Origin of the sequence: Pseudoalteromonas sp. P1-13-1a, assembly GCF_001401875.1 — a bacterium.
GTDB lineage: Bacteria > Pseudomonadota > Gammaproteobacteria > Enterobacterales > Alteromonadaceae > Pseudoalteromonas.
This window is the reverse complement of record NZ_LKDV01000002.1, coordinates 248,374-274,905: the sequence shown is the minus strand read 5'-3', so window position 1 is coordinate 274,905 and position 26,532 is coordinate 248,374. Positions and strand designations below refer to the sequence as shown.

Below are 26,532 nucleotides of genomic sequence, written 5' to 3'. Positions count from 1 at the left end.
TCAGATTAGTTTAATGCGGCTAAAACCTTTAGTTTATATTTTTTACTTTGTTGTTTGCTTCGTTTGTTTGCCCAGCCAAGCGTCACAGGCTAATAGTGAGCAAAAATATGCGCAGCAACATATTACTGTTAAGCAATGGCATGTAAGTCTTAGCGCTGGCGTGGGTGTTATTACCAACCCACTGCATGGCGGCAAAAATGTCCCACTTCCTTTGATACCGCGAATTGCTTTTTATGGTGAACGTTGGTTTTTTGATAATGGCCGCCTAGGCTATACACTTAAAGAAAATCAACAACATCATTTTAATATTGTTTCAGAACTCAACGCAGAGTCTCGGTTTTTTATTAATTGGCATCCTAATAACCTTTTTGTTTTACCGACTTCCACGGGAGGGGCAGCCTTCGCGCAAGCGCAAAACAAGCCCCAGCCTAAAAAAATACATGTCGATAATATTGATAAACGCCATTTAGCCTTAGATGCTGGGGGTAGCTATCATTATGTGCAGCAAAACCATGTGCTATCGATACAGTTATTGCACGATGTAAGTAATGTTTATAATGGTATTCGTGGCGCCGTACAATGGCAGTACCACAGTAGAATAGGGCGTTTAAAGTTAAAACCAACACTGGGTGTTAACTACAAATCGGCTGAATTAAATAGCCACTTTTATGGTTTAAAAGCACACGAAACTTCATTAGGTAAAATTGACGTTGGTAGTAGCTGGCAACCTTATGCTAAAATCGACGCCAGTTGGCCATTAAGTGAGGCTAACAGTCTTCGTTTTCATGTAGCATATTATGACTATTCAGCTATGGATAGCAGTCCGCTTTTTGAACGTAACTATTCAATGACTGCTTTTATAGGATTCGATCATACTTTTTGATATGAAGTATTTAATGTTGATTGTGCTTACAGTTTTTCTGTTTAGCCCTCCCGTTGTAGCGCAAAATGCGTTTTTAAAGGTTTCCCCTAAAGTGTGCGTTGTGTCTAAGCAGCAAGCATTTTGCGATCTCGATTTAACGTTTGATTGGCAGCAGCCATCGCCAAGCGATGTATGTCTGTACCAACAAAGTAAACTTATTAAATGCTGGCAACAGCAGGCTATTGGTGAGTTTAAGTATAAAGCGCGTGTTCAGGTAGAGACCATATACTCCTTAATCAATCCTCATACCGGTGTGTTAATTGCTAAAACACACGTTGAAGTGCAAAGTGCTGATGCTAAAAAAAGTAGGCGCAGACTTCGCTCTCCATGGAGCTATTTTTAATTTAGGAGCAACTCATGCCAAAAATTTTACTTGTTGAAGATGACCTAGGATTACAACAATTAACAAAAGATTATCTTGAACATAATGGCTTAGAAGTAGATGTATTGAGCCGTGGTGATGAAGTATTTAGTTATCTTGAGAATAACGCTGCTGATTTAATGATTTTAGATATTATGTTGCCAGGTAAAGACGGTTTTAGCGTATGTCGTCAAGTCCGTGATAAATTTTCGTTGCCAATTTTAATGCTTACTGCAAAAGGTGAAGATTTTGACCAAGTGATTGGATTAGAACTAGGTGCAGATGATTATGTTGTAAAGCCTGCTGAGCCGCGTGTTTTACTGGCGCGTGTAAATGCTTTACTGCGTCGCGGGCAACCAGAAGTTAAAGCGGCCGAAGAGATTCAATTTGGTGATTTAGTCATTGATAAAACTAGCCGAATTGTTAAGTTAAATGAAAACGAAATAGTACTTACATCCCATGAGTTTGAGCTATTATGGTTACTTGCCTCAAATGCAGGCGAAGTGCTAAGCCGTGAACAGGTTCATCAGCATATGATTGGTCGCCAATACGATGGGCTTGACCGCACTGTTGATGTACGTGTATCACGCATTCGCAAAAAGTTAGGTGATAATAGTGATAAACCTTACCGTATAAAAACCGTGTGGGGACAAGGTTACTTGTTTGTATCTGATGCTTGGGAAAAATAATATATGAAGGTAAACAAGGAATAATGGGCAAACTATTTATAAGTTTATATGTTTATATCATTGTTTCTTTATTTATTGTTAGTGGTGTTATAGAACAAATTTGGCCTTACGAAGAGACGCAGCAGCAAGTGCTGCTAGATGATGAGTTTGGCCAAGCTCTTTGGTTATTATCGCAAACTGATGATGGATTAGATAAGCTCAAACACAGTTTTGAAAGCCATGTTATTGCCCGTAAAGATCTTATTTTACCCCTTAAGCAGCAAGCCTCATTAGATAAAAATCATTACCTGTACCTGTATGATAAAAAGCAGCGCATAGTGTGGTATGTTGAGCTTGGTGATAACAAGCTACTTCAAATTGGCCCTGTAGGCGTTTTAAAAGCACCTGAAAGCTCTGTTATCCCGTATTTAATGTTACTGGCTATTGTAGGGTTACCTGTGGGGCTTTGGAGCTTTTTACTATGGCGTGATTTTTCTAAGTTACGCCATGCGTGCGAAGCGGTAGATGGCTCGCAAGACTTTACTGTAAGTACTCCTTCTAAGTCGTTTTTCTTACCTGTTACTGATACTTTAAAAGTAATGCAGCAGCGCATAGAGCATCTTCTTAGTGCACAGCAAGAACTGACTTCCTCTGTATCTCATGAGTTTAGAACGCCACTTGCACGATTAAAATTTGGCATAGCTATGCTAGAAGAAACACTGCAATCAGAAAAAGGGCAGCATTACCTAACTAATATGCAGGCAGATATAAGCGAACTTGAGGCGCTTGTGTGTGAAATGCTTGAATATGCTCGGCTTGATTCGCAGCAACCAAGTTTAGCGACAAGCGACGTTGACTTGGCTACCTTAACAAAATCGGTCATTGATAAGCTAAATTTTGCAAGCGGCATAGAATTTAATGCGGTGTTACCACCGGCTCTAGTGTACAAGTGTGACGCACACTTTATTGCGCGTGTAATGCAAAATCTGGTGGGCAATGCGTTAAAGTACGCTGTTAGTCGTGTTGATGTGACACTCAAAGCGCAGGCTGATGCAATTTACTTTATTGTGGAAGATGACGGTGAAGGAATTTTAAAAAGCGACAGAGAAAGCGTATTTAAACCTTTTACTCGTTTAGATAAAAGCCGTGATAAAAGCACAGGGGGCTTTGGTTTAGGCTTAGCAATAGTGGCAAAAATTGTATCGTGGCATAAAGGGCACTATTCAATCACTGACTCATCGCTTGGTGGCGCTAAGTTTATAGTTACCTTACCTAATACCTACCCACAATAATACTTAATCATTTTGTGGGGGCAGATGTGTCGCTACCTACGTTAAAAAATCCTCATTTACGACTGCATGGATGCAGAAGGTAGAGCAATGCAGAAGCAATTGCCGAGAACAACTAAATAGCAAATTTTTTGCCTAGCTATCAACACGTTTGTCTATCCACAAGATAGATGACTTAGTTATACGGATTGGTATAAAAGCAACTCACCTAAAAATACCAGACATAAAAAAAGCGCCTAAGGCGCTTTTTGTGGTTAAAAACCAAAATCAACAAGTAGCAAAATAATAGACCCGGCTACGCGAAAAAAGTTCTCAATTATTTTTCATTTTTTTAAGTAAAGGCATCAGCATTTGCTCAAGCCCATTTAATTTAACCTCGTACATCAGCGCCAGCTGCGCCCCGAGTTTACTTTCTGGAAACCCTTGTTGTTTAAACCACACTAGGTAAGGCTCCGGCAAAAGAAGCAGTGGCCTGCCAGCATACTTCCCGAAGGGCATGATTGTATTAATGGCGAGCTTGAGTTCTGCTGTATCCATAATGAGTCAGTCATTAATAAAAAGTAGGAGGGAATACTACTGCTTTTTGGCTAAAAACGCATTAAATACTGGGTTTTAAAAATGGGCGAGAAAAAATAAATAAAATAGGCTGTGACGGGCAAGAAACAGCCTATTGAATGAGGGAGTAGGCCCTCTAATTGAATAAATTTATGTTGATAAATAAATGCTTACCTTACATTAACTAGCTGGAGTCTAATTAACTGACAGAGGTGCGAAGGCGTTTATTTAAGCAACACCGGTAGTTTATCTGTTTTTCTTGTTGATAGAGAGAAGTAATGTAAAGGAATGTAAATAAAATGGTTTTTTAAACAAAAACTAATAAAAAAGCCTTATTAATAATAAGGCTTTTTTATTTTGCTTACTCTATTTTTTAGTTTTAAAGTATTATTTTTCAAATAGCTCTTGCTTAACATGCTCAGCAAAACCACTGCCTGCTTCTAGGTAAAAGTTATAGGTGGAGTTAACGCCCATTTGTTCGAGCTCTTTTTGCTGATCTGGGTAATTGGCGATAGCTGTTACTTGACCGTTATAGCCTGAGGCTTGTAATTGTTCTAATGCAAAAATATTTTGCATATGTTTTGGCATAGCTAACATCACCATTTCTACATGGGAGTGGTTAACGCGCTGCCAAAAGTCAGGGTCGGTGGCATCAGCAAGGAGTACCTTTCGATTGCGTTTAATATGTTTTTCGACCACCTCTGGTTTTATATCAATGCCCGCCACTACATTAGGGTGAGTCGCATTTATTGTTTCGTATGCACCTGTACCTATACGCCCCATACCGAATATAACGATTTTAGTGTCGTTTAAATTAACGGGTAGCTCTTCAGCTAAGCGAGTTTTGCTTTCAAACTTTAATAGCCAGCGCTCAATTTTAACGTATAACTCGTTTGAGCGTTTATTAAGTGGCGATGCAATAACAAACGTAATAGACACCGCAATAGCCATTACGGCCAGCCACTCTGAGGTGATCATACCCGTAGAAGCTGCCACAGCACACACAATAAGGCCAAACTCACTAAAATTGGCAAGGCTAAACGCAGTGAGTAACGAGGTGCGCGCTCTGAGCTTAAAGGTATTCGTAAACACATAATAAAGTAAGGTTTTAACTGGCAGCACAAGTATAAGGATTAACGCGACAATTAATGAATTAGCTGTAAGCTCTGCGTTCAAACCAATACTTAAGAAAAAACCGACGAGCAAAATATCTTTTAAATTAAGTAGTGATTTAGAAAGCTCTCCCGCCTTTTTATGTGGTGCAAACATCATCCCCATAATAAGTGCGCCTAAATCACCTTTTAAACCTGCAAAATCAAATGCGTTATAACCGGCTACCAATGCAAAGAAAAAGCCAAATAAGGGTAATAGCTCTCCATGTTTAGAGCGGTTAAGCACGGCATACATAAGCGGGCGTATTAAAGGAAGTGAGATAATTATAACAAGTGCCCACATATTAGGTACTTTGCCGGTGCTAATGGCTAAAAATATAACCGCAAAAATATCCTGCATAACTAAGATGCCAATGGCTATTTTTCCGTGCAGGCTTGCCATTTCGCCTCGCTCTTCAAGTACTTTTACGGCAAATACAGTGCTCGAGAAACTTAGTGCAAAACCAACTAATAACGCACTTTGCCAGCTTAAATCAACAAACATAGGCACAGCAAAAATACCGAGGAGTAACATAAAACCACTAAATAAAGCACTGCTAAAAATAATGTGCAGGGTTGCAGGTGCCCAAACTTGGGGCTTTATTAAGCTGTTTACTTTAAGTTTTAAACCAATACTAAATAAAAGAAGTGTTACGCCCAAGGCGGCAATGGTATCGAGTAGCTCGGTGCTTTTATAGCCAGATAAATTTAATGCAAAACCAGCAAGTAAAAAGCCAATAAGAGGGGGAAGTTTTAATTGATAAACACCAAATCCACACACAAATGCGGCGGCAAAATAGATTAGTTCCATAATTCTTAATATCACTTCATTTGGGATTGCAGTGTAGCGAAAATTTTATACCATTGAAAATAAAAATAGCCCTAAAATTGAGCGCCTTTAATCAATTACTTGTCTAGCCATGTATAAAAAATGCACATTAAGCGTGTATTTAATAGTAAATAGCATGTAAATAACATTTTTTCACTGACATTGGCTTTTAAATATGGTTAAGATGCCTTAACGAAGGAGTTTAAGCTTGAGCAACAAACTGAGCCGCTCAGCTTAAGGAGATAGATATGTTTAAAAAGATTTTAGCGTCGGTTGGTATTGGCGCTGCAAAAGTAGATACAATTTTAGAAACTGAGCATCTTCAGCCGGGGCAACTTTTTAACGCTAATATCGTTATAACTGCAGGCGATGTGGCTCAAGAAATCGCGGGTCTTGATTTGTTTTTAATGACACGCGTTAAAGTTGATGGCGAAGATGGTGAATACTTTACTAACCACGTGATTGATCAGTGGCGTATAACCGACATAGGCACTGTTGAGCCAGGCGAAGTTAAAAGTATTCCATTTGAAGCGCGCCTTCATCCAGAAACGCCAATTACCGAAATTAATGCCGGCTACAACCAATCACATGTATGGATTGAAACGGGCCTTGATATTGATTTAGCACTAGATCCAACAGATAAAGACCATTTGCATATTTACCCTAACGAAGCCGTTAAAACCTGTATGCAAGCAATGGATAAATTAGGGTTTAGTTTATTAAAAGCTGATGTTGAAAAAGGCCATTTACGCGCGCCTACTTTTCAGTCGGTATCGGGGTGTTATCAAGAGTTAGAGTATAAGCCCAATAGCCGCAGCTTATTCGGTATTCAAGAAATTGAATTATCGTTTGTACCAGAAGCACACAAAACACATGTTCTAATTGAGCTGGATAGAGCATTTAGAGGCGATGGTTATGTTGATTTAACCATAGAGCACGACCATGTTAATTTATCGCAGTTGTGTGACCAATTAGAGCGTTTGTTTGCCTAAGTGATGCCGTAGTTTAATTAAACCCAGCTCAGGCTGGGTTTTTTATTTTAGGATTTTATATGTCGTTTAAATGTGCGCATTTTGATGCGCTTGATTCGCGTACTTTGTTTACGATAATGCGCGGTCGCGTTGATGTATTTGTAGTAGAGCAAACGTGTCCTTACCCTGAACTCGATGAAGTAGACATTAACGCTAGTACTCAGCATTTATATGTAATTTCAGATAATTATTTATTAGCTTATGCCCGGTGCTATGAAAAAAATGAGCAGTACAGTGCAATAGGCCGTGTACTGGTTTGTAAAAGTGAGCGTGGTAAAGGGCGGGCTACTGAGCTTGTCAATGCGGCTATAGCATGTTGTAAAAAGCAGTGGCCACAGCGTCCTATTTATATAGGTGCACAAACCTATTTGTTAGCATTTTATCGCTCTTTTGGGTTTGCAGAAGTAGGAGAGCAATACCTAGAAGATGGCATTCCCCATCAGGATATGGTGTTAAATACTCTAAACTAATTTATTAGGGATAAATTTAAGCTATTAAAAAGCCCACTTAATGCATGGGCTTTTTGCTTAATGTAGTATTTAACCTGAACTCAGGTTAGTTAAAAACGTTTTAACTTAACACTGAGTGTAAAAACACAGCGCCAATGGCTATAGGGCACACAAACTTTGTGTATACAGGCCATATTTTCCAAAAGAGCGTGTTATGAACCTCAGGGTTACCTTGTTGTATTGCTTTTAGTAGCGAGCCACGGTACCAAATCCAGCCAACAAAAATACAACACATTAAGCCAAGTAAAGGCTGAGCGACTTTAGTTGTTAAGGTGATCACTAAACCAAATAAGCTGCCTAAGTTACATACTATGGTAATGCTCACTGCACTTATTAGCGCACCAATTAACCATGTTGCCTGCAGGCGGCTCATTGCAAAGCGCTCCACAGTATACGACACGGGCGCCTCTAACATTGAAATAGAAGAGGTAAGTGCGGCTATGCTCATTAGGGCAAAAAATGCAAAACCAATAAATAAACCTACTGAGCCCATACCATCAAATAAAGCTGGCAATACCTGAAATACTAATGTGTCTTCAGAAAGAAGTGTGCCAGTAGATGAAAAAATTTCTACGCCTTGTGCTTGTGCTACATACATGGCGGGTATAATTAAAAGGCCCGCTACAAACGCGATAAACACATCTATTAACGTTACATAAGCGCCCAGTGTAACAAGGTTTTCTTTTTGACTAATGTACGAGCCATAAATAATCATCACGCTGGTGCCTAGCGACAATGAGAAAAACGCTTGACCGAGTGCACTTACGAGTAAGTTTGCATCAAATATCGATGAGAAATCAGGTACTAAATAGGCTTTTAGCCCTTGCATAGCACCTTCTTGAGTCATAACGTAGGCAATTAGGGCAAATAAAATACCTAAAAGAGCGGGCATTAGGCGCTTAGACCATTTTTCTATGCCGTTTTCTACGCCACGGCTAATAATCGCCACGGTGAGTATAATAAATGTAACTGTAAATAAGATATTTCGTGAGAGTGACTGCTCACTTAACCACGTTGAAGCACCGTTTGCGCCAGCCAACGTAGTGATAGGCTCGACTGTAGCGCTGAGCATCCAGCCTGCCACAATAGCATAAAAACTTAAAATAAAGCCCGCACATAAAATTCCGCCAAAACCAACAATAAAAGCAAAGCGCTTTTGCCACGTGTGTGATGTTATTTTTGTTAAAGAGGATACCGCATTAGCTTGTCCGTGTCGGCCAATTATAAGCTCAGCCATAAGTGCGGGGTATGCTAAAAAAAACGCTAGTATCAAATAAGCGACTAAAAAAGCTGCACCACCATTGCTTGCTGTTTGGGTCGGAAACCCCCAAATATTACCTAGACCTACTGCAGAGCCTGCGGCGGCCATTATAAATCCAAAGCGAGAGCTAAACTCACCTCTAACTGCGCTCATATTGTTATACTTCTCTATTTTTTGACGGCGCTGACAATCTACTGGAATTACAAATAAATAAAAAGCACTTATTTACCCAATTGTGACAATAATTATCGTCTGATGTGTCTGTCGCGCGATGCATTTAATTAATGTTATCAACAGGTTTAGAATAAGGAGTTGATTTTGTGTAATAAATTTTAGGGCCTGTTTACCTTTCGAGGTTAAATTTGCAGCAGTCTGTTTGGTGTTTAGGCAAGGCAGAGCCTATGTAGTGTGGTTGTTCCCCATAAATAGGCGATAACGACGTATAAATGCCAAACAGGCGCTGCCCTAAGGGTTCTGCCTAGGGGCTATTTACTCTTTGTTACTCGGTTTTTACGTAGCCCACTAGGTTACAAACCTCGCGCCGCGATTAAACAGCCCCTAGATAGAACAAATTATAACCCTAAAAGGCCAACTAGCCCTAAATACAGTTGTGTAAATATTTTTTTACGTATCGTGGTGCTGACCAATTTTAAGGGTAAAACAGGCCCCGTTAAGTCGCGTACTTTTACTAACACTTACACTGCCGTGATGCCAATCTGCCACTTTAGCAACGATTGCTAAGCCTAAACCATAACTTTTATCAGCACGGTTACGGTGGCTCTCTTCTCTAAAAAATGGGCTAAAAACGTTATTAAAGTTCTCTGGTGCAATGCCTGGTCCATCATCTTCAACCGTAATATATAAATAATGCTCATCACGTTTTGCACTGACATAAATAGTGTCTTTTGCAAAGTCGCAGGCATTGCCAATTAAATTACTAATAGCCCGAGCAAGCCAATGTAAATCAGCAAAAACTATATCGTCACTGCTATTTAATTGTACTTTGAGGTGGCTGGTTTCAATTTTTGGCGAAAGCTGGGTGAGTAAGTCCTCAAGATAGTGCGATAAATGAGTTTGCGAGTAGGTAAGTTGATTGGCATTTTGCTCAAGTGTTGCAAAGGCTAAATAGCTTTTAAGCATCGACTCCATATGGTCAAGGTCGTTTTCCATACGCCCAAGGTACTGCTGAATTTTAGGCAAGTCTTCCGTCTCTAAAGCGGCATCTAAGCCAAAGCGTAAACAAGCGATAGGGGTTCTGATATCGTGCGATAAGCTCGATGCCATTAACTTATTCTCCGCCACGAGCTTTTCTATTTGGCTCGCCATGCGGTTAAATGTAAGTTCAACGTCTCTTATATAGGTAAAGTGTGAGACCTTTATTCTCGCTTGCACATCTCCTGCGGCAAATTTTTTAGCCGCTTCGTTTAACACTGTTAAGCGTTTGGCAAGTGGGGCAATAATAAAGCCCATAAAAACGCATAGCCCTGCATAAAACAGCAAAGTAAGTATTATATCGTTGCGTTGTTCTGCCTCAACCCCTTTATCTAGACGCATAGAAAGATGATAAGGCGACAACACTTCACTGCTGTAGAGCATATAAAAACCTTGTTGGTCTTCTAAAATAAGCCCGCTTTGGGCATGCATCTGTAGTATTAAGGGCGGGGTTAATGCAAGAGATTCATTACTTTTATAATCGAGTTTTACATTAAAGTCGCTTGCCAGTTGCTTTACATAAGCTGCGCGTTCAGAGGTAGCTACATTAGCTAAATGCTTACTAAAGCCGTTGATCATTTGGCTTTGTACGCTAAATTCATCATGGGGTGTTTGTGTTTGTTGGCTAAATGCATCAATTAGCCAGCCCAATACAACAATAGATAGTAGCGCACTACCGAGTAGTGAAATGTAAAATTTTTTCATTTAAAGCGCCACGGTCACTCTTCCCACGCAGTGGCAACAAGTAAATAACCACGCCCCCAAATTGTTTTTATTTTTTCTGGGTTTTGAGGGTCATCATGAAACTTTTTGCGAAGCGCGGAGATTAATACATCCACACTTCTATCAAGTCCATCATACTCACGGCCTTTCGTTGCTTTAAACACTGCATCCCTTGAAACCACTTGGCCTGCATTATTTGCTAAATAGTGTAGTAACAGGTACTCAGCACTGGAAATAGTAATATCTTGCTTGTTAAATGTTACACTGCGAGATTGAGTATCGATACTGAGTTCGCCGACTTTTATCACACTGTCATTGGGCACTTTAGTTGGTTCACTGCTCAGGCGCAGCGCTGCTTTAATACGGGCTAATAATGCGCGAGGGCGCACCGGTTTCATGATGTAATCACTTGCCCCTACTTCTAAGCCAATAACTTCATCCATTTCATCATCGCGGGCGGTCAACATAATAATGGGGGCAGTGTAAAAACTACGTAGCTCTCTGCACACACTTATACCGTCTTGGCCTGGCAGCATAATGTCGAGTAGCACAATGTTAGGGTTTAAGTTTTTTACCTGGCTTATAACTTCATCACCGCGGTGGCAAACATGGGTCGTATAGCCTTGTTCGGTTAAGTACTCTGCCACCCATTGAGCTAGAGAGGTGTCATCTTCGACTAATAAAATAGTGCCGTAATTATCCATAAAGCTTCCTTAGTAGATTAGAATAGGCGCCAACGGCGTTTTTTTTGTCTATTTTGATAAACCCACTGAAGTTTAACTTCAGTGGTGGCAATAATTTGGGCTGTATTACTATCAAACAGTTCAAAAGAAATACTTTGCTGGGAGTCAAATGTATATTCAAATACGCCTTGTTGTTGTTTTAACCAACATTGCATAATATATTTTGATGTTGCGTCTCGTAAGCAGTAGTTTCCAATAGTCGGCTGTTGCCAACTAAGTGTAATATCAGCATAGCAATTGCGGCCCTCACGCAGTGCTACACAGGTGTCTGGAAGCGCGGTTAAAGGGGCTGTTTTATCTGTCGTTTTTGCAGATGAAATAGCAGGGAAGATCAATAATAAACAGATCCATTTAAAATACATAACGCAGGCCTACCTTGGCTTTATGCTGATACCCTTGTGAAATAATAGGGCTATCGTCTATTTCTTTTGAAAACCACGTTGTTAACCAGCCAGACAAAAATACCCAATCTTGAGATATAGGGTACTCAGCATGAAATTCAAACATAATGCTGGTGCTGCCATTCGGGGTGTAAATAGGGCGATTAGCGGTGGTTTCGTCGGCGTCTATACCAAAATAATAGTTTGTAAAACTGCCCGAGTAAGCGCTTATACCCACCCCTGATCTAAACTCCCAATTACGCCATGGCAAAATGTGGCTAAAAAAGGTGTTTAATACCCAACCGTTATGTGTACCTGTAATGTCATGTAAAAACTCAAACGAAATTTGCGAGTTTTCAAAGCGGCGCGTTAATCTAAGTCCGGCATCAAAATCGTAATTACGCGATTTTATACCCGCAAGCTCTTCTATGACACCGTGGTTGTAAAAACCTAAGCCTTTTTCGTCAAATCCGGCTTGTGTATTAGTGCCCAATATATCTAGGCCCCAATCAAATTTATCTATAAGGCTGTAACCGACGACTAAACCGCCGCTTAACTGGTTATGGTCAAAGTCGAGGTAAAAGTTTTCGTAGGAAATGGCCAGGCTTAAATCGAGTTCAATACCATCGTCGTATGAGTCAAGGCCAATTAGGTAAGAGTCTTCTACATAATAACCAGCCCCAGCGCTCCAATCCCACGCAAAACCTTGGGTAGGCTCTAGCGTGTTATCAGCATAGTATCGATTGCTTGCCTGGCTTTGAAAGCTCAAAAAACTGGCGCAAAGCAATACGCTATTAATTAAAGTATGCTGTAAGAAAGCGATTTTCATCCCTGGGGACCTAATTATTATGTGTTATTAAACGTAGTATATTAGTAAGTGAATCCTTGAATCTGTAAAAAAATGTAGTTTTTTACGTTATTGCACTTTTATTTTGTCAATTAAAATACTGCTTAAGTAATATTGCATCATAGGTGTTAAGGCGCTCACTTCGGTACGCGTACATGGACCTTGTAATTTAGTTAAGCTGCTTAATTTAGTAATGGTTTTAAAAGGCGGTACAGTTACTTCTTTACCTGCGCGCGCTATACGGGCTTGCTCGGTATTTTGCTGATGTACAAATGTTGCGACTTCTAACTCATTAGTAATTTTTTGCTCTTGGGCAAAGCTAAACAATAAAGGCTCACGGTGGAAGCTTGCGCTGTCTATTGATGATTTTGCAAACCATACCACATCGCCTGAAGCACGGTGCGTAATGCGCATACTTACTTGCGCGAGTATGGTGGCGCATTGCTGAGTAGGGTATTGCTGCGCTACTTTTGCAAATAAAGGGTAAGGGTTTTCAGGCTGGGTTAACGCATATTTGGTATCGTCAGTAAATGCTAGGTCTAACTGATGAATAGCGAGCGTGTAATCACTGCTTTTATTATTAGTCACCTCTAAGCCTTTATCGTTTAAGGCTTGTGTTATTTGTTTTAATAGTGTGTCTGTTACGCTTGCTTTATCTGTTGTAATACGCACTGTTTGGCCGCGTGTTACTTTGTGCGCCGGTAACTGTACAGACTTAACTTTTGGCGATGCGTGCTCTGTTTTATACTCAAGCTGGTAAGTTTCGCTCTTTAATGTTGGCTTTAACGGTAAAGCCAAAGGCTCGGCCGGCTGTTTGGTAATTGCACAACCTGCTGATAATAATATAAAAAGTGATACAACTATAAAACGCATAACTACTTAACATCCACTTAAAAAGCCAATAATCGCAACATTGTACGTTAGTCCCACTAAAACTTCATGATATTATGCTCATAGATGTAGTTAAAAAAGAATAAATTTGTAACGAATGAAGTATCTCACTAATTTTATGTATGTTTGGGTCGCTATTTGTCTATCTCTTCCGCTTAAGGCAATAGCTAAAGCAGACTCAAACTGGGATGGATTCGTAAAACAGTATGGACGCTACGCAGAAAAAAAACTTAACAGTAAAGGTATACCTGGCGCTGCGCTCTCTATAGTGAGTATTGGTAACGCTGATTATATTCACACCATGGGCCGCACTAAGGCAGGAAGTGGTACTCAGGTTAATCGCCACACCCGCTTTAGGTTGGCTTCGGTGTCAAAAACCTTTGCTGGGTCCTTAACTGCAAAGCTTGCAAGTGAAGGGGTAATCGATTTATTTAAACCGGTAAGCGAGTATATACCTGCCTTTAAAGACACTGTTTATAAAGACAATTTAAAAGTGTTTCACTTATTAAGCCACTCCAGCGGTTTGGTCCCTAATGCATATGACAATTTAATCGAATCAAGAATGAGTTACCCCGATATTGTCGAAAAGCTATTAACAGTAAAGCCCATTTGCGAACCCGGCCAATGCTATGGGTATCAGAATGTGATGTTTAGTTTAATTGATGATGTAATTTATCGCAGTACCAATAAAAAATATGACCAGTGGCTGGAAGAGGGGATTTTTACACCATTAAAAATGAACGACACCAGCTTAGGCTACGATGCAATGGTGCAGGATAAAAATTATGCGTTGCCGCACGTTAGAGGAAAAAAACGTTGGTACACAGCCAAGCTGAAAAAAAACTATTATAAAGTTGGCCCAGCTGCGGGCGTAAATGCAAGCGCAACCGATATGGCAAAATGGTTAAAAGCGCAATTAGGGCAAAACCTAGATGTACTTTCTTTAGAAGCACTTGCTACACAAGCACGCCCTTTTACACTTACAAAAAAAGAACGTTATAGACGCGTATGGAAAAGGAAATTAGAACAAGCTTATTATGGTTTAGGCTGGCGTATTTATAACTATAACGATGAAACGCTGTACTATCATAGTGGTTGGGTGCAAGGTTATCGTAGTGATTTGGTTGTTATACCGCATTTAAATGTGGGGTTTAGCTTGATTGTAAACGCGGAAACCGGCGTTATAAATGAATTAACCACTGAATTTTTAGACCGTTTATTAAAATACAAACGCACTAAATAAAACAGGCCTTAAATTGCTTAAACAGAGCCGTACTTTTAAATTTATTTTTAAAAGTAAAAAGTATAATTAAGCACCTATAATAAAAAAACCAGCTTAATGCTGGTTTTTTTATAAAAAGCTCACTGCACAATTAACTTATGCACGTGGTAATTGAATCTTTTTTTCTGCACTTTGACGATACAATACAACAGTGTGACCTATTGTTTGTAGCTTAGTAGCGCCGGTTTCACGAACAATTGCATCAAAAATAAGTGCTTTTGTTTCACGATCGTCAGTAGGTACTTTTACTTTAATCAATTCGTGAATCTCTAATGCACTTTGAATTTCAACGACTACGCCCTCGGTTAAACCGTTAGAACCTAGTAAAACTACAGGCTTAAGGCTATGTGCCTGGCCTTTTAAAAACTGCTTTTGTTTGTTTGATAATGTCATGTTTATACAAATTTTGCTGAATATGGCTTGAATTAAGGGTATTCTAACGCCATCTAAAGAATATTACTAATTAGTTGCGTGTTAATTTATGACAAATAAAAAACATTCAGCCAGTTCAAAGCGATGGCTGAAAGAACATTTTGATGATCAATATGTTCAGCAAGCGCAAAAAAAAGGCTGGCGTTCTCGAGCTGTTTTCAAATTAGATGAGATCCAAAATAAAGATAAACTGCTTCGCCCTGGTATGACCGTTGTTGATTTAGGTGCTGCACCTGGCAGCTGGTCACAATACTTAGCCGAGAAAGTATCTGATAAAGGTCAGGTTGTTGCGTGTGACATATTACCCATGGACTCACTTGCGGGGGTCGACTTTTTACAAGGCGATTTTCGTGAAGAAGCCGTACTTGATGCATTGTTAAAACGCATTGATGGTAAAAATGTTGATGTGGTACTCTCTGACATGGCACCAAATATGAGTGGGAATAACTCGGTAGATCAAGCGGGTAGCATGTATTTGGTAGAATTAGCACTTGATATGTGTCATCAAGTATTAAAGAAAAATGGTGCATTTGTTGTTAAAGTGTTTCAAGGTGAAGGCTTTGATCAATACTTGCAAGACGTTCGTAATAGTTTTAAAGCAGTGAAAATACGCAAACCTGATGCCTCACGTGCCCGTTCTCGGGAAGTATATATAGTAGCGACCGGCTACAAACTGTAGTACAGTTGCTTGGCGTTTAGTTGAATTTAAATTAATTGGATACAAGAGGTTAACCCCTTGAGCGATATGGCAAAAAATCTAATACTCTGGCTGGTTATTGCAGTTGTGCTAATGTCAGTATTTCAGAGCTTTAATGGTGGCGATCAAGTTGATCGTCAAACAAGTTACACTCAATTTGTAAAAGACGTGCGTAGCGGCTCTTTACAAGAAGTTATTATTGACCGTGGAACGGGTAATATAACCGGTACTAAAAGCAGTGGTGAGCGTTTTCAAACCACAATGCCAATGTACGATGAAGACTTAATTAATGATTTACTTAAAAATGATGTAAATGTGAAAGGCGTTCAGCCTGAAGAACAATCGTTTTTAGCAAGTATTTTTATTTCTTGGTTCCCAATGTTGCTGCTTATAGGGGTGTGGATATTCTTCATGCGTCAAATGCAAGGCGGTGGCGGTAAAGGCGCAATGTCGTTTGGTAAAAGCAAAGCTCGCCTGATGAGCGAAGACCAAGTTAAAACAACCTTTGCTGATGTAGCAGGGTGCGATGAAGCAAAAGACGACGTAACAGAGTTAGTAGACTTTTTACGTGACCCTTCTAAGTTCCAAAAACTTGGTGGTAGTATTCCTAAGGGTGTACTAATGGTAGGTCCTCCTGGTACGGGTAAAACATTACTTGCTAAAGCCGTAGCCGGTGAAGCAAAAGTACCGTTTTTCACTATTTCAGGTTCTGACTTTGTTGAAATGTTTGTTGGTGTTGGTGCATCGCGTGTACGTGACATGTTTGAACAAGCTAAAAAGGCTGCACCTTGTATTATCTTTATAGATGAGATTGATGCTGTAGGGCGTAAGCGTGGCGCTGGCATGGGCGGTGGACACGACGAACGTGAACAAACACTAAACCAAATGCTAGTCGAAATGGATGGTTTTGAAGGTAACGAAGGTATTATCGTTATAGCGGCAACTAACCGCCCTGACGTACTAGACCCTGCATTACTTCGTCCTGGTCGTTTTGACCGTCAAGTAGTGGTTGGCTTACCTGATATTCGTGGCCGTGAGCAAATCCTTAAAGTACATATGCGTAAAGTGCCATTAGGCGATAACGTAGAAGCGGCAGTTATTGCACGTGGTACACCTGGTTTCTCTGGTGCTGATTTAGCAAACCTTGTAAACGAAGCTGCACTTTATGCCGCACGTGGTAATAAGCGTGTTGTAAGTATGGCTGAATTCGATGCTGCTAAAGACAAAATCATGATGGGTGCAGAGCGCAAGACCATGGTGATGAGTGAGCAAGAGAAAGAAATGACGGCTTACCATGAAGCAGGGCATGCTATTGTTGGCCGTATGGTGCCAGAGCACGACCCAGTTTATAAAGTGTCGATTATTCCACGTGGCCGTGCCCTTGGTGTAACCATGTACTTACCTGAACAGGACCGTGTTAGCCATTCTAAAGAGCTTTTAGAGTCAATGATTTCTAGCCTTTACGGTGGCCGAATTGCTGAAGCACTTATTTATGGCGAAGACAAAGTAACCACGGGTGCGAGTAATGACATTGAGCGTGCAACAGATATTGCACGTAAAATGGTAACGCAGTGGGGCTTGAGTGAAAAACTAGGTCCGTTACTGTACGCTGAAGATCAAAACGAGATGTACATGGGCGGCGGCGGTGGTCGCGCAATGAGCATGTCTGATGAAACAGCTAAAGTCATTGATGCTGAAGTACGCTTATTCTCTGACCGCAATTATCAAAGAGCAGAAGATATATTAAAAGAAAATATTGATATTCTTCATGCGATGAAAGATGCATTAATGAAATACGAAACAATTGATGCTAAACAAATTGATGATTTAATGGCGCGTCAGCCTGTGCGTGAACCACGAGATGCACATGATCGTTTAGACGATAAGCCAACTAAAACAGTGGCACCTCAAGAAAAGCCGGTTGATGAAAGCCAAAAACCGGATGATTCATCGAAAAAAGATGAAACAAACCTTGATGATAAAGCTGAATAATCGTTAAAATAATGTTTTAAAAGCCCCGTACTTCGGGGCTTTTTTGTATCAAATAACTTAAAGGTTGGCGATGACTAACACAATAAACCTTCCCCGCGGGCGTAAATTAAATTTAGAAAAACCATGTGTGATGGGTATTTTAAATGTGACTCCGGATTCATTTTCTGATGGCGGAAAGTTTTTAGATACAGCGCACGCGGTAAGGCAGGCAATGCAGTTGTTAGATGAGGGTGCAACTATTATTGATATTGGCGGTGAATCTACACGCCCAGGCGCACCAGATGTTAGTTTAGACGATGAACTTAATCGTGTGATTCCTGCAATAAAAGCCATTAGAGCTAAAAGTGACTGTGTTATATCGGTAGATACCAGTAAAGCGCAGGTTATGGAGCAGGGCATTTTAGCAGGTGCAGATATAGTTAACGATGTGCGTGCATTGCAAGAACCAGGTGCACTAAGTACACTCGCTAATTACCCTGATGTTGCAGTGTGCTTGATGCACATGCAAGGGCAGCCCCGCACAATGCAAAATTCGCCCACTTATACTGACTTATTAGCACAAATTAACCATTTTTTTGAGCAGCGTATAAAGGCATGCGAAACAGCGGGTATTAAGGTAGAGCAACTTATCCTCGACCCGGGTTTTGGCTTTGGTAAAACCCTTGAGCATAATTTTGAAATACTGGCTAAATTTAATGCATTTAATAAGTTTGAACTACCACTTTTAGCGGGTCTTTCACGCAAGTCGATGATAGGTAATTTGCTAAACAGAAAAACAGATGAGCGATTAGCGGGCAGCTTAGCCGGTGCGCTAATTGCCGCGCAAAATGGCGCAAAAATTATTCGTGTACACGATGTAAAAGAAACGGCAGATGTGCTTGGTGTCCTCCAGGCATGCGAAAAAGGAGCTTTATAATGAGCGAAAGAAAATATTTTGGTACCGATGGGGTACGTGGTTTAGTGGGCACAGCGCCAATTAACCCTGAGTTTGCAATGAAATTAGGCTGGGCCGCTGGCCGAGTTTTGTCACTTAGTGGAACAAAAAAAGTAATTATAGGTAAAGATACCCGTATTTCAGGTTACATGTTAGAAACCGCGCTTGAAGCTGGTTTAATCGCCGCAGGAATAGATGTTGTATTGCTTGGGCCAATGCCGACGCCTGCAGTTGCCTATCTAGCGCAGACGTTTAGGGCCGAAGCGGGTATCGTAATTAGTGCATCGCATAACCCTTATTACGACAACGGAATTAAGTTTTTTAATGGCCAAGGCTTAAAACTGGACGACGACGTTGAGCTACAAATTGAAGCGATGCTTGATGAACCAATGACATGTGTTGCCTCCGATAAGCTTGGTAAAGCCTCGCGCTTAGTAAGTGCTGATGGGCGCTATATTGAGTTTTGTAAAAGCCAATTCCCTCAAGGTTTATCACTTGAAGGTATAAAAGTTGTACTAGATTGTGCCAATGGCGCAACCTACCATATTGCACCGTCGGTGATGCGTGAGCTAGGCGCTGAAGTGATTACTCATGCTTGCGAGCCTAATGGGGTGAATATAAACCATGAATGTGGTGCTACACACGTTGATACGTTAAAGCGCAAAGTGCTAGAGCACAAAGCCGATGTAGGTATTGCTTACGATGGTGACGGCGACCGCGTAATGATGGTTGATCATAACGGTCGTGTATTTGACGGTGATGATTTAGTTTACATTATCGCCTGCCAAGCGGCTGAAGATCACATGCTAGGTGGTGGTGTTGTTGGCACGGTTATGTCGAACATGGGGCTTGAAAATGCATTAAAAGCAAAAGGCATTGAATTTGCACGCAGTAAAGTTGGCGACCGTTATGTTATGGAAATGCTGCAGCAAAAAGGCTGGAAAATTGGTGGTGAAAGCTCAGGGCATGTATTAAATCTTGATTTAATCACCACAGGCGATGGTATCATTTCGAGCCTTCAGGTATTGGCTGCAATGGTGGCTCAAAATCGTACATTACAAGATTTAGGGGCAGGTTTCACAAAGTACCCAATGAAAATGATTAATGTACGCTACACACCTGGCACAGATCCCACACAAGCACCAGAAGTACAAAATACGGTTGCGCAAGTAGAGCAAGCTTTAGGCGACAAAGGCCGTGTTTTACTTCGTAAATCAGGCACTGAACCGGTAGTACGTGTTATGGTTGAAGCCGAACAAGAAAAAATAGTCATAGACAGTGCGCAAAAAATTGCAGCAGTTGTCGAATCTATGAGCAAATAAACTGGTTGATAACAATAACCTCTTGTAACTTAGGGCGAGAAAAGTTAATATCTCGCCCGCTTTCTAATCTGGAGTGGAAAATGGCAATACGTAAGGCAATGGTCGCAGGCAACTGGAAAATGAATGGCTCTTTAGAACTTGTTACTCAACTGTCTGATGCCATTAACAGTGTTAAATCAAATGAGATAGACATTGTTTTATTTCCTCCATTCCCATTAGTACCAGCACTAGTTGAAAGCGGTGTAACCACGGGGGCTCAAACGCTAAGCGAAAATACCCCAGGCGCCTTTACCGGTGAAGTGGATGCTCAGCTTATTAAAGATTTAGGAGCTAAGTACGTACTCGTAGGCCACTCAGAGCGACGCAGTATCTACAAAGAGAGTAACGCAACCGTAGCCGCAAAATTTGCCCGTGCACAGCAAGTAGGACTAACACCAATCTTGTGTATTGGGGAAAGCGAGAGCGAGCAAGAAAACGGTCAAACCGAACACGTAGTTGCTGCACAAATTGATGCGGTAATTGAGAAATTAGGTGTAGCAGCACTGAAAGATTCTGTGATAGCATACGAGCCCGTTTGGGCCATAGGCACAGGTAAGACTGCATCGCCAGAACAGGCACAAGCTGTTCATAAATTTATCCGTGGTAAAATTGCTTCTTTAGACAGCGATTTAGCACAAGGGCTTACCATCTTATATGGTGGTAGCGTTAACGAAAAAAATAGCGAATTATTATTTGCACAACCAGATATAGACGGCGGCCTTATTGGCGGTGCTAGTCTTAAAGCAGATTCGTTCACTGCAATCTGTAACAGTGCAAAAGGGACCGTATAAGATGTACGAAATTTTATTAGTAGTTTATTTAGTTGTTGCTTTAGCTTTAGTTGGTATGGTTTTAATCCAGCAAGGTAAAGGCGCGGACATGGGTTCTTCATTTGGCGCCGGTGCTTCGGGCACAGTTTTTGGCTCATCAGGTGCAGGTAACTTTATGACCAAAACAACAACAAGCTTAGCAACAGTGTTTTTTGTTTTAAGTATTGTGTTAGGTAACTTAACTGCCGGTCAAATCAAAAAGACCGATGAGTGGGAAAACCTTGAAGCGGCACCTGCAGTAGAAACTGTAGCGCCAGCAGAAGAAGATGTACCTGTTACTCAACAGCAGAGCTCTGACGTACCAAACTAATTTAGCGTAAAGCTAACGTTAAGCGACTTATACTCCTCAAATAAGTCAATAAGTTTAACACCTAAGCGAAAGCTTGAAAATGCGGATGTGGTGGAATTGGTAGACACGCTACCTTGAGGGGGTAGTGCTTTCGGGCGTGGGGGTTCAAGTCCCCCCATCCGCACCAAATTATAAAACCAGTAGCAGTAATGCTACTGGTTTTTTTATGGAAAAATTTCACTTTGCTTGCTTATTAACCACCTTGCCCTTTTTGAGCTTACCAGTTGTTGAATACTCGCTGTATTTGTAAAAAAAACTAGAAATATTACAAATTTAGTTAACACTTATAGGTAATAAGCCGATAATAGATATAGACAACAAAATAAGGTATACACAATGGCTTCAGGCTTCTCTTTTCAAAACCTCAGCATAAGTAAAAAAATTCATGCTATTACCAGCATTGCGGTTCTAGCATTTTTAGCGATCGTTTTGATTAATTACTTTGCAATGAATGATAATAGAATCGCACTTGATGAAATGGAAAAGTCTTCGTATCAGGTTGTTAAATTAACATCGGCAAATGTAAGCCTTTTAGAAAAGCTCGATGAGCTTTATACGCAAGCTGTTACTTTTGGTGAGCAGGAGTTAGTAGAAAAAGCAGCAGATACATACAATGCACTAAGTAACAACATAAATGCGGTTGAGCAAATAAACGCGTCGTATATTCATAGCGATACAAAAGTACAATTAGCCAATTACGAAAAAATATCATCCAGCATTGCGAATGGTATGGTTAATGGGACAGCCGATTTTAGTAAAATCCAACAACAAGCGCAGAAAAAAACAGCCCTTTATAATGATGTACTTGAAAAGTTTAAAACCGCGCAAGCTAAAGCAGACGCTCGTTTCTTTGAGCTAGTTGCAAGTACAAAAGAACGTTCTGATCACGCCCTTACACTTATGTTAGTGGTATCTATTGTTTCGTTAATTTTACTGCTATTTATGGCTATTTGGATTGCTAAACGTATTGCTGCTTCTGCGAGTGATGCGGCTAATAACCTGAGTTTACTGGCGAATGGTAAAGGGTCACTGAGCACTAATCTGAGCGTAAATTCAGAGGATGAAATTGGTCAAGTATCGATTAACTTTAACTCATTTATCGCTCTGCTGAAAAAAACAGTCCTTGAGGTAATTGCGGTATGTGAGCCACTAATGGAAAACTCAACTCGCTTAGTGCAAGGTATGGAGCAGGCTGAGCGCGCAACCACAAAGCAAACAACTGAGGCTGAGGTGGTTAAACAGTCTATGGAAGAAATGAAGCAAAGTGTGGGTGATATTTCTCAATCAGCGGCAAGTGCATCAAATGCAGCGCAAACCGCAGAAAAAGAGGTAGAGCAAAGCAGAACTCAAGTTCAAATGTCAGTCAGCGCCTCACGAACGTTGAGTGATGAAATAAATCAAGCAGCTTCGACAATTAATAAGCTAGCGGATGATACAAAAAATGTGTCTCAAATCCTTAATGTAATTACATCTATTGCTGAGCAAACTAATTTATTAGCTCTAAATGCTGCTATAGAAGCGGCCCGTGCGGGTGAGCATGGTCGCGGTTTTGCTGTGGTTGCAGATGAAGTAAGAGAGCTTGCATCACGTACTGCCCACTCTACAAATGAAATTCGTGAGTTACTGAGCACATTGACTGAGGCTGCAAATGAGTCGGTAACGGCGATGACATCTGCGCGAGATATGGCCACAGATAATGCAACAGCCGCAGAGAAAACTGGTGTGTCGATAGAAAAAATTGCAGAGCAAATGCTAGAAATAAATGGTATGAATTCACAAATTGCCGCTGCTACAGAGGAGCAAACATCCGTTGCTGCGATGGTTGTAGAAAATGTGACGAATATGCATGAATCGTTTGAAGATACAATGGACTCACTCGCGGCGGTAAGGGATGTAGCGAAAAACCTGCACTACCTTTCAGATAACCTATTAGATGCGACTGCGAAGTTTAAAATTGAGTAATATTAATCTGTAATAATACTTAATCATTTTAGAGGCTAAGCCAAGCGCTAGTTGCATTCAAAAAACGTTATTTAGAGCAACTAAATAACGTTTTTTTTGCCTCGCTATCTACACACTTGTCCGCCACATAACTGCTCATTTGTTTAAGTATATTAGTATATAGCCATAATATTTAGATATAAAAAAACCACCTAATCGGTGGTTTTTTTATATCTAGCGACCGCACTTAAAACGTAGCAACTACCTTAACTTTATCTGTTGCCTTGCTGCTATCTATGTAACCAATTGAGTCGCCATTACTAGCAACAAAATCAATAACAGCCTGGTCAGAATCAAATTTTTCTGGTGGTGTACCTTTACCTGTAAAAACAAGTTTTGACCAATAGGCATTTAATTGGCTGCTTGATTTACCAACTACTTTAGAATTGAATTCATCAGCCACAGCGGTACCATTTTGAGTAACAGGGCTAACTTTATTACCGTTAGCAAATGATTTTGCTTTTCCTAGGTAAATCTTTTTAATTGTATCGGCATCAAGTGCACTTGCATTGCCTGGGTTTACTATCACCGCTACTTCAGCTGAGGCGCTAAACGTACATAGCGATAGTACACTTGCTAGGATTAATTTTTTCATATTTCGCTCCAATTAGAATACTAAGTCAACGCCAACAGCTACTACATCAGTTTCAAGGTTCGTTACGTCATCGTCAAATCGACTAAAATCAATTTTAAATGCAGCTGAAGGGTGGAAGTCATAGCGCGCGCCAATGGTGTATACGTTACTCTCTGCTCGCATGCTATCAAGGGCGAGGTTTACGTTTGTATTTAATAACGGAATTGATTCGAGTGTATTAAAGCGTGATGAATCATGTTCATCATCATTTTTTTCATAAGTTACATGAACAATAACATTATCTATACGGTAGCCAGCTGAGGCATAGTATTGTGATTGCTCAGCCAAAATACTTCCCTCGACTTCAAACTGAGTATATTCGGCATCAAATAAAAAGTTATCATAGTCAACAGAGAAACCAATCCCGAAAAAAGTTGTTTCATCTTCGTCAGTGATAAGGTCGTTCGCTGTGCTGGTTAAACCGCTTGCATTAAGTACATCAATAATACCATTTAGGGCACTTAAGTTACTTGAATCACTGTTATCTATAGAAATGCTAGTGTCGGCCACAATGTATGCAGCTCTTGCGCTAAACCAGTCGTAAGAAACGCTCCAGTTAATACCACCTAAGTTATTCAATTCTGCAGGTAGCTCATTTCCAAATACATCTATATCGCCATCAAAAGCGCCATAAAACCCTTGTAATGTAGAATCCCAGTCACCTAATTGGCTGTTATATACTACGCTAAGTCCTTCATAAGTAGAAAATGGAATACCGTATACAGAACGCGGTGGACGAACCCAACGATAAGCATAGCCAACGTCTAAAAAGTCTGAGTATTTGTAAAAAGGAACACGCATTTTACCCGCGCTTAATTGCAGTTCATCGCTGTATTCATAGGTAACATATGCCCATTCAAATGTTGCGTCAAAGTCATCTTCTCCACGCGCAATAATTTGCGCTGTCGCAGTCAGTTTTTCTTGAAGATCAGCAGAGAGTTGTAAGGCGAACTTGCTCTCGTTTTTAAAAGAGATGTCATCATCATATCCGTATAAAGTCTGATCACTGTCTAGGGTTTTACCACCTACTATAGATGCAAAACCATTTATACGAACTTCAGCGCTTGCAGCGCTTGTTGCAAGTGCGGCACATATTGCTACTGCTACAGATAGCTTTTTCATATGTATTTCCTATTTGTTATTTAGATGTTGATTTCAGGGGGATTATAGAAGTGAATTTAGTATTTATCTAATAATTTTAGCTAGTTAGTTAAAAAAGAACTGAGAATTTAGTTTATTTCGAGTTTACAATTGTTAACTCATGGGTTTTTACTAGAACGAAGTTATTGATTTTATTAAAGTTAAAAAACTTTTAAATTTATTGAGTTTGTTTAGCTAATGATTTAGGAAATAGTAATTACTGTTTATTTTGCTGTTTATGCTTGATTTGTTTTATATTTTAATAGTTTATAAACACTAAACATAGCGCTACAGCGGACTTAAAGAGAAAGATAGTCACAATATGATTACCTCTAAAGGTTCATAGCCACTCAAATGTTTATAATAGGCGCTATATATTCACATTATTTATTTAGTTCACCTTCTTGTTTTGTAATCAAATAACAACTTCCTAAACCTGAATTTTAGCTTAACATTACCCCTGTATCAGCAAGGTAGTTCAAAGGAAGTGGCAATGATGAAGAGGCTAACATGGTTAGTATTATGTTGCTTTGCATCCAATGCATATAGTAACGATGAGGTAAGTATTACATTGCTGGGCTATATCGCTCCAGTGTGTGAATTTACTCCACAAAGTAATAACCTAGCGTTTTCTTCTAATGGCATTGCTAATACAACATTAGTAATTAACTGTAATTCGCCAATGCGAATATCAATGCAATCTCTCAATGGCGGATTAAGTCATGAGCAAAGCAATAAAATAAGTTCATATAATATTAACTGGTCACTGGAAGGTGCCAAAAATGTTGTGTCTGTATCGGCACAGGCAATCAAATCGACCTACAGTTTTGATATTAATGAAATTATTTTTGATAGTGTTGCTCAGATTCAGTTAACTCTAGATGACCCCTTAATCTATGCAGGAAGTTACCAGGATGTGATCCGCATAGAAATGACACCATCAGTAGTATCAGGTGGGGTGCTTTAAGCGCACATTTATTAAACATAACAAACTATATGTCACATGGATAAGGAATATAACAATGAATAAACTAATCGTAATATCAGCAATCGCGGCACTATCTTCAGGTTCAGCATTAGCAGAAAACTTAAACGTAGGTGGTGCAGTTGAGTCTATATGTGAAGTAAGCAATATCGCAACAACTCATTACTTTCCAGCACTTGCTCTAGGCAATACAAAAACAGTTAACTTTGATTTGAAATGTAATGATGTAGATGGTGCAACACTTACGTTAACTACTTCTGAAGGGCACCTTCAAAACGCTGATCATGAAGACAGAGGTGTAGGATACACTGCTCATTTAACAGCAGGCCCATATGACTTTACTTTGTCAGCCGAGAATGGAACGAATGATCAAAGTGCATTTCAAAGCAGTGGCGGAAGTAATACTTTAGCAACTACAGGCGTAGCAGGGATGATTGATTTAGAAGTTACTCAAGCACCTGTATATGCTGGTACGTATGCAGATACATTAATGCTAACAGTGACAGCAAACTAAAGTTAAATT

The 26,532-nt window shown here is 40.1% G+C and carries 27 protein-coding genes and 1 tRNA gene; 17 read left to right on the top strand and 11 right to left on the bottom strand.

The genetic code is table 11. The annotated features are described in order from the left end of the window. Window positions 1–67: 67 nt before the first annotated feature. From AN391_RS03340 to AN391_RS03325, 4 genes are read left to right on the top strand one after another with little or no spacing between them, the layout of a single operon-like run. Window positions 68–883: a MipA/OmpV family protein gene (locus AN391_RS03340; protein ID WP_055014071.1), complete on the top strand. Its 816-nt coding sequence runs from the start codon at window positions 68–70 to the stop codon at window positions 881–883. Between the two features lies 1 nt (window position 884). Continuing rightward, window positions 885–1,265: a DUF3019 domain-containing protein gene (locus AN391_RS03335; protein WP_171042066.1), complete on the top strand. Its 381-nt coding sequence runs from the start codon at window positions 885–887 to the stop codon at window positions 1,263–1,265. Between the two features lie 14 nt (window positions 1,266–1,279). After that, window positions 1,280–1,972: a response regulator transcription factor gene (locus AN391_RS03330; RefSeq protein ID WP_055014070.1), complete on the top strand. Its 693-nt coding sequence runs from the start codon at window positions 1,280–1,282 to the stop codon at window positions 1,970–1,972. A 23-nt stretch (window positions 1,973–1,995) separates the two neighbouring features. Beyond that, complete coding sequence (locus AN391_RS03325) at window positions 1,996–3,243, top strand: ATP-binding protein (RefSeq protein ID WP_055014069.1); 1,248 nt, start codon at window positions 1,996–1,998, stop codon at window positions 3,241–3,243. 309 nt (window positions 3,244–3,552) lie between these two features. Here the strand turns inward: AN391_RS03325 and AN391_RS03320 are convergent, their stop codons facing one another. Both AN391_RS03320 and AN391_RS03315 read right to left on the bottom strand, forming a co-directional pair. Further along, window positions 3,553–3,777 (bottom strand): DUF3820 family protein, encoded by a 225-nt coding sequence (locus AN391_RS03320; RefSeq protein ID WP_055014068.1) that lies wholly within the window; start codon window positions 3,775–3,777, stop codon window positions 3,553–3,555. Window positions 3,778–4,182: 405 nt separating this feature from the next. Further along, window positions 4,183–5,757 carry a cation:proton antiporter family protein gene (locus tag AN391_RS03315; protein ID WP_055014067.1) on the bottom strand — a complete coding sequence of 525 codons (1,575 nt, stop codon included), beginning with the start codon at window positions 5,755–5,757 and terminating at the stop codon, window positions 4,183–4,185. 266 nt (window positions 5,758–6,023) lie between these two features. Between AN391_RS03315 and AN391_RS03310 the strand changes: the two genes are divergently transcribed. Together AN391_RS03310 and AN391_RS03305 are read left to right on the top strand one after the other, a co-directional pair. Continuing rightward, window positions 6,024–6,767 (top strand): sporulation protein, encoded by a 744-nt coding sequence (locus AN391_RS03310; RefSeq protein WP_055014066.1) that lies wholly within the window; start codon window positions 6,024–6,026, stop codon window positions 6,765–6,767. Between the two features lie 59 nt (window positions 6,768–6,826). Beyond that, window positions 6,827–7,276 (top strand): GNAT family N-acetyltransferase, encoded by a 450-nt coding sequence (locus tag AN391_RS03305; protein WP_055014065.1) that lies wholly within the window; start codon window positions 6,827–6,829, stop codon window positions 7,274–7,276. A gap of 100 nt (window positions 7,277–7,376) precedes the next feature. Here AN391_RS03305 and AN391_RS03300 read toward each other — a convergent pair whose 3' ends face one another. The 6 genes from AN391_RS03300 to AN391_RS03275 form a co-directional block, all read right to left on the bottom strand. Further along, a complete protein-coding gene (locus tag AN391_RS03300) occupies window positions 7,377–8,729 on the bottom strand; it encodes a sodium-dependent transporter (RefSeq protein ID WP_055014064.1) in 1,353 nt (450 codons plus the stop codon). Window positions 8,730–9,200: 471 nt separating this feature from the next. Further along, on the bottom strand, window positions 9,201–10,493 hold the full coding sequence (locus AN391_RS03295; RefSeq protein WP_055014063.1) for a HAMP domain-containing sensor histidine kinase: 1,293 nt from the start codon (window positions 10,491–10,493) through the stop codon (window positions 9,201–9,203). Window positions 10,494–10,507: 14 nt separating this feature from the next. Then, window positions 10,508–11,215, bottom strand: a complete 708-nt coding sequence (locus tag AN391_RS03290; RefSeq protein ID WP_055014062.1) for a response regulator transcription factor — start codon at window positions 11,213–11,215, stop codon at window positions 10,508–10,510. Window positions 11,216–11,232: 17 nt separating this feature from the next. Next, complete coding sequence (locus AN391_RS03285) at window positions 11,233–11,616, bottom strand: DUF3019 domain-containing protein (protein ID WP_055014061.1); 384 nt, start codon at window positions 11,614–11,616, stop codon at window positions 11,233–11,235. Then, window positions 11,606–12,463 (bottom strand): MipA/OmpV family protein, encoded by an 858-nt coding sequence (locus AN391_RS03280; RefSeq protein ID WP_055014060.1) that lies wholly within the window; start codon window positions 12,461–12,463, stop codon window positions 11,606–11,608. Before AN391_RS03280 ends, AN391_RS03285 begins: the two co-directional genes overlap by 11 nt. Window positions 12,464–12,550: 87 nt before the next feature. Further along, the gene (locus AN391_RS03275; RefSeq protein WP_055014059.1) at window positions 12,551–13,354 is read right to left on the bottom strand and encodes a hypothetical protein; all 804 of its coding nucleotides are present in this window, start codon (window positions 13,352–13,354) and stop codon (window positions 12,551–12,553) included. A 115-nt stretch (window positions 13,355–13,469) separates the two neighbouring features. Here AN391_RS03275 and AN391_RS03270 point away from each other — a divergent pair, with 115 nt between their 5' ends. Then, window positions 13,470–14,615: a serine hydrolase gene (locus AN391_RS03270; RefSeq protein ID WP_055014058.1), complete on the top strand. Its 1,146-nt coding sequence runs from the start codon at window positions 13,470–13,472 to the stop codon at window positions 14,613–14,615. Between the two features lie 135 nt (window positions 14,616–14,750). Here the strand turns inward: AN391_RS03270 and yhbY are convergent, their stop codons facing one another. Then, window positions 14,751–15,047: a ribosome assembly RNA-binding protein YhbY gene (gene yhbY / locus AN391_RS03265; RefSeq protein ID WP_004587346.1), complete on the bottom strand. Its 297-nt coding sequence runs from the start codon at window positions 15,045–15,047 to the stop codon at window positions 14,751–14,753. A gap of 88 nt (window positions 15,048–15,135) precedes the next feature. Here yhbY and rlmE point away from each other — a divergent pair, with 88 nt between their 5' ends. The 8 genes from rlmE (at window position 15,136) to AN391_RS03225 (ending at window position 23,211) form a co-directional block, all read left to right on the top strand. Further along, entirely contained in the window at window positions 15,136–15,765 is a 630-nt protein-coding gene (gene rlmE / locus AN391_RS03260) for a 23S rRNA (uridine(2552)-2'-O)-methyltransferase RlmE (protein ID WP_004587345.1), read from the top strand. 66 nt (window positions 15,766–15,831) lie between these two features. Continuing rightward, window positions 15,832–17,775 carry an ATP-dependent zinc metalloprotease FtsH gene (ftsH, locus tag AN391_RS03255; RefSeq protein ID WP_004587344.1) on the top strand — a complete coding sequence of 648 codons (1,944 nt, stop codon included), beginning with the start codon at window positions 15,832–15,834 and terminating at the stop codon, window positions 17,773–17,775. 70 nt (window positions 17,776–17,845) lie between these two features. Next, a complete protein-coding gene (gene folP / locus AN391_RS03250; protein WP_055014057.1) occupies window positions 17,846–18,691 on the top strand; it encodes a dihydropteroate synthase in 846 nt (281 codons plus the stop codon). Further along, on the top strand, window positions 18,691–20,031 hold the full coding sequence (gene glmM, locus AN391_RS03245; protein WP_055014056.1) for a phosphoglucosamine mutase: 1,341 nt from the start codon (window positions 18,691–18,693) through the stop codon (window positions 20,029–20,031). Before folP ends, glmM begins: the two co-directional genes overlap by 1 nt. An 80-nt stretch (window positions 20,032–20,111) precedes the next feature. Beyond that, a complete protein-coding gene (tpiA, locus tag AN391_RS03240) occupies window positions 20,112–20,861 on the top strand; it encodes a triose-phosphate isomerase (protein WP_055014055.1) in 750 nt (249 codons plus the stop codon). Window position 20,862: 1 nt separating this feature from the next. After that, window positions 20,863–21,210, top strand: coding sequence for a preprotein translocase subunit SecG (gene secG / locus AN391_RS03235; protein ID WP_004587340.1), 348 nt, complete (start codon window positions 20,863–20,865; stop codon window positions 21,208–21,210). Window positions 21,211–21,291: 81 nt separating this feature from the next. Beyond that, window positions 21,292–21,376, top strand: a tRNA-Leu gene (locus AN391_RS03230). A gap of 209 nt (window positions 21,377–21,585) precedes the next feature. Next, window positions 21,586–23,211, top strand: coding sequence for a methyl-accepting chemotaxis protein (locus AN391_RS03225; protein WP_055014054.1), 1,626 nt, complete (start codon window positions 21,586–21,588; stop codon window positions 23,209–23,211). A 226-nt stretch (window positions 23,212–23,437) separates the two neighbouring features. Here AN391_RS03225 and AN391_RS03220 read toward each other — a convergent pair whose 3' ends face one another. Further along, window positions 23,438–23,845 carry a hypothetical protein gene (locus tag AN391_RS03220; RefSeq protein ID WP_055014053.1) on the bottom strand — a complete coding sequence of 136 codons (408 nt, stop codon included), beginning with the start codon at window positions 23,843–23,845 and terminating at the stop codon, window positions 23,438–23,440. Between the two features lie 12 nt (window positions 23,846–23,857). After that, a complete protein-coding gene (locus AN391_RS03215) occupies window positions 23,858–25,006 on the bottom strand; it encodes a porin (RefSeq protein ID WP_055014052.1) in 1,149 nt (382 codons plus the stop codon). Window positions 25,007–25,517: 511 nt separating this feature from the next. On the opposite strand from AN391_RS03215, the gene AN391_RS03210 reads away from it, so the two are divergent. Beyond that, window positions 25,518–25,991, top strand: a complete 474-nt coding sequence (locus AN391_RS03210; protein WP_235575936.1) for a hypothetical protein — start codon at window positions 25,518–25,520, stop codon at window positions 25,989–25,991. Window positions 25,992–26,046: 55 nt separating this feature from the next. Next, entirely contained in the window at window positions 26,047–26,523 is a 477-nt protein-coding gene (locus AN391_RS03205; protein ID WP_055014051.1) for a hypothetical protein, read from the top strand. Window positions 26,524–26,532 lie beyond the last annotated feature (9 nt).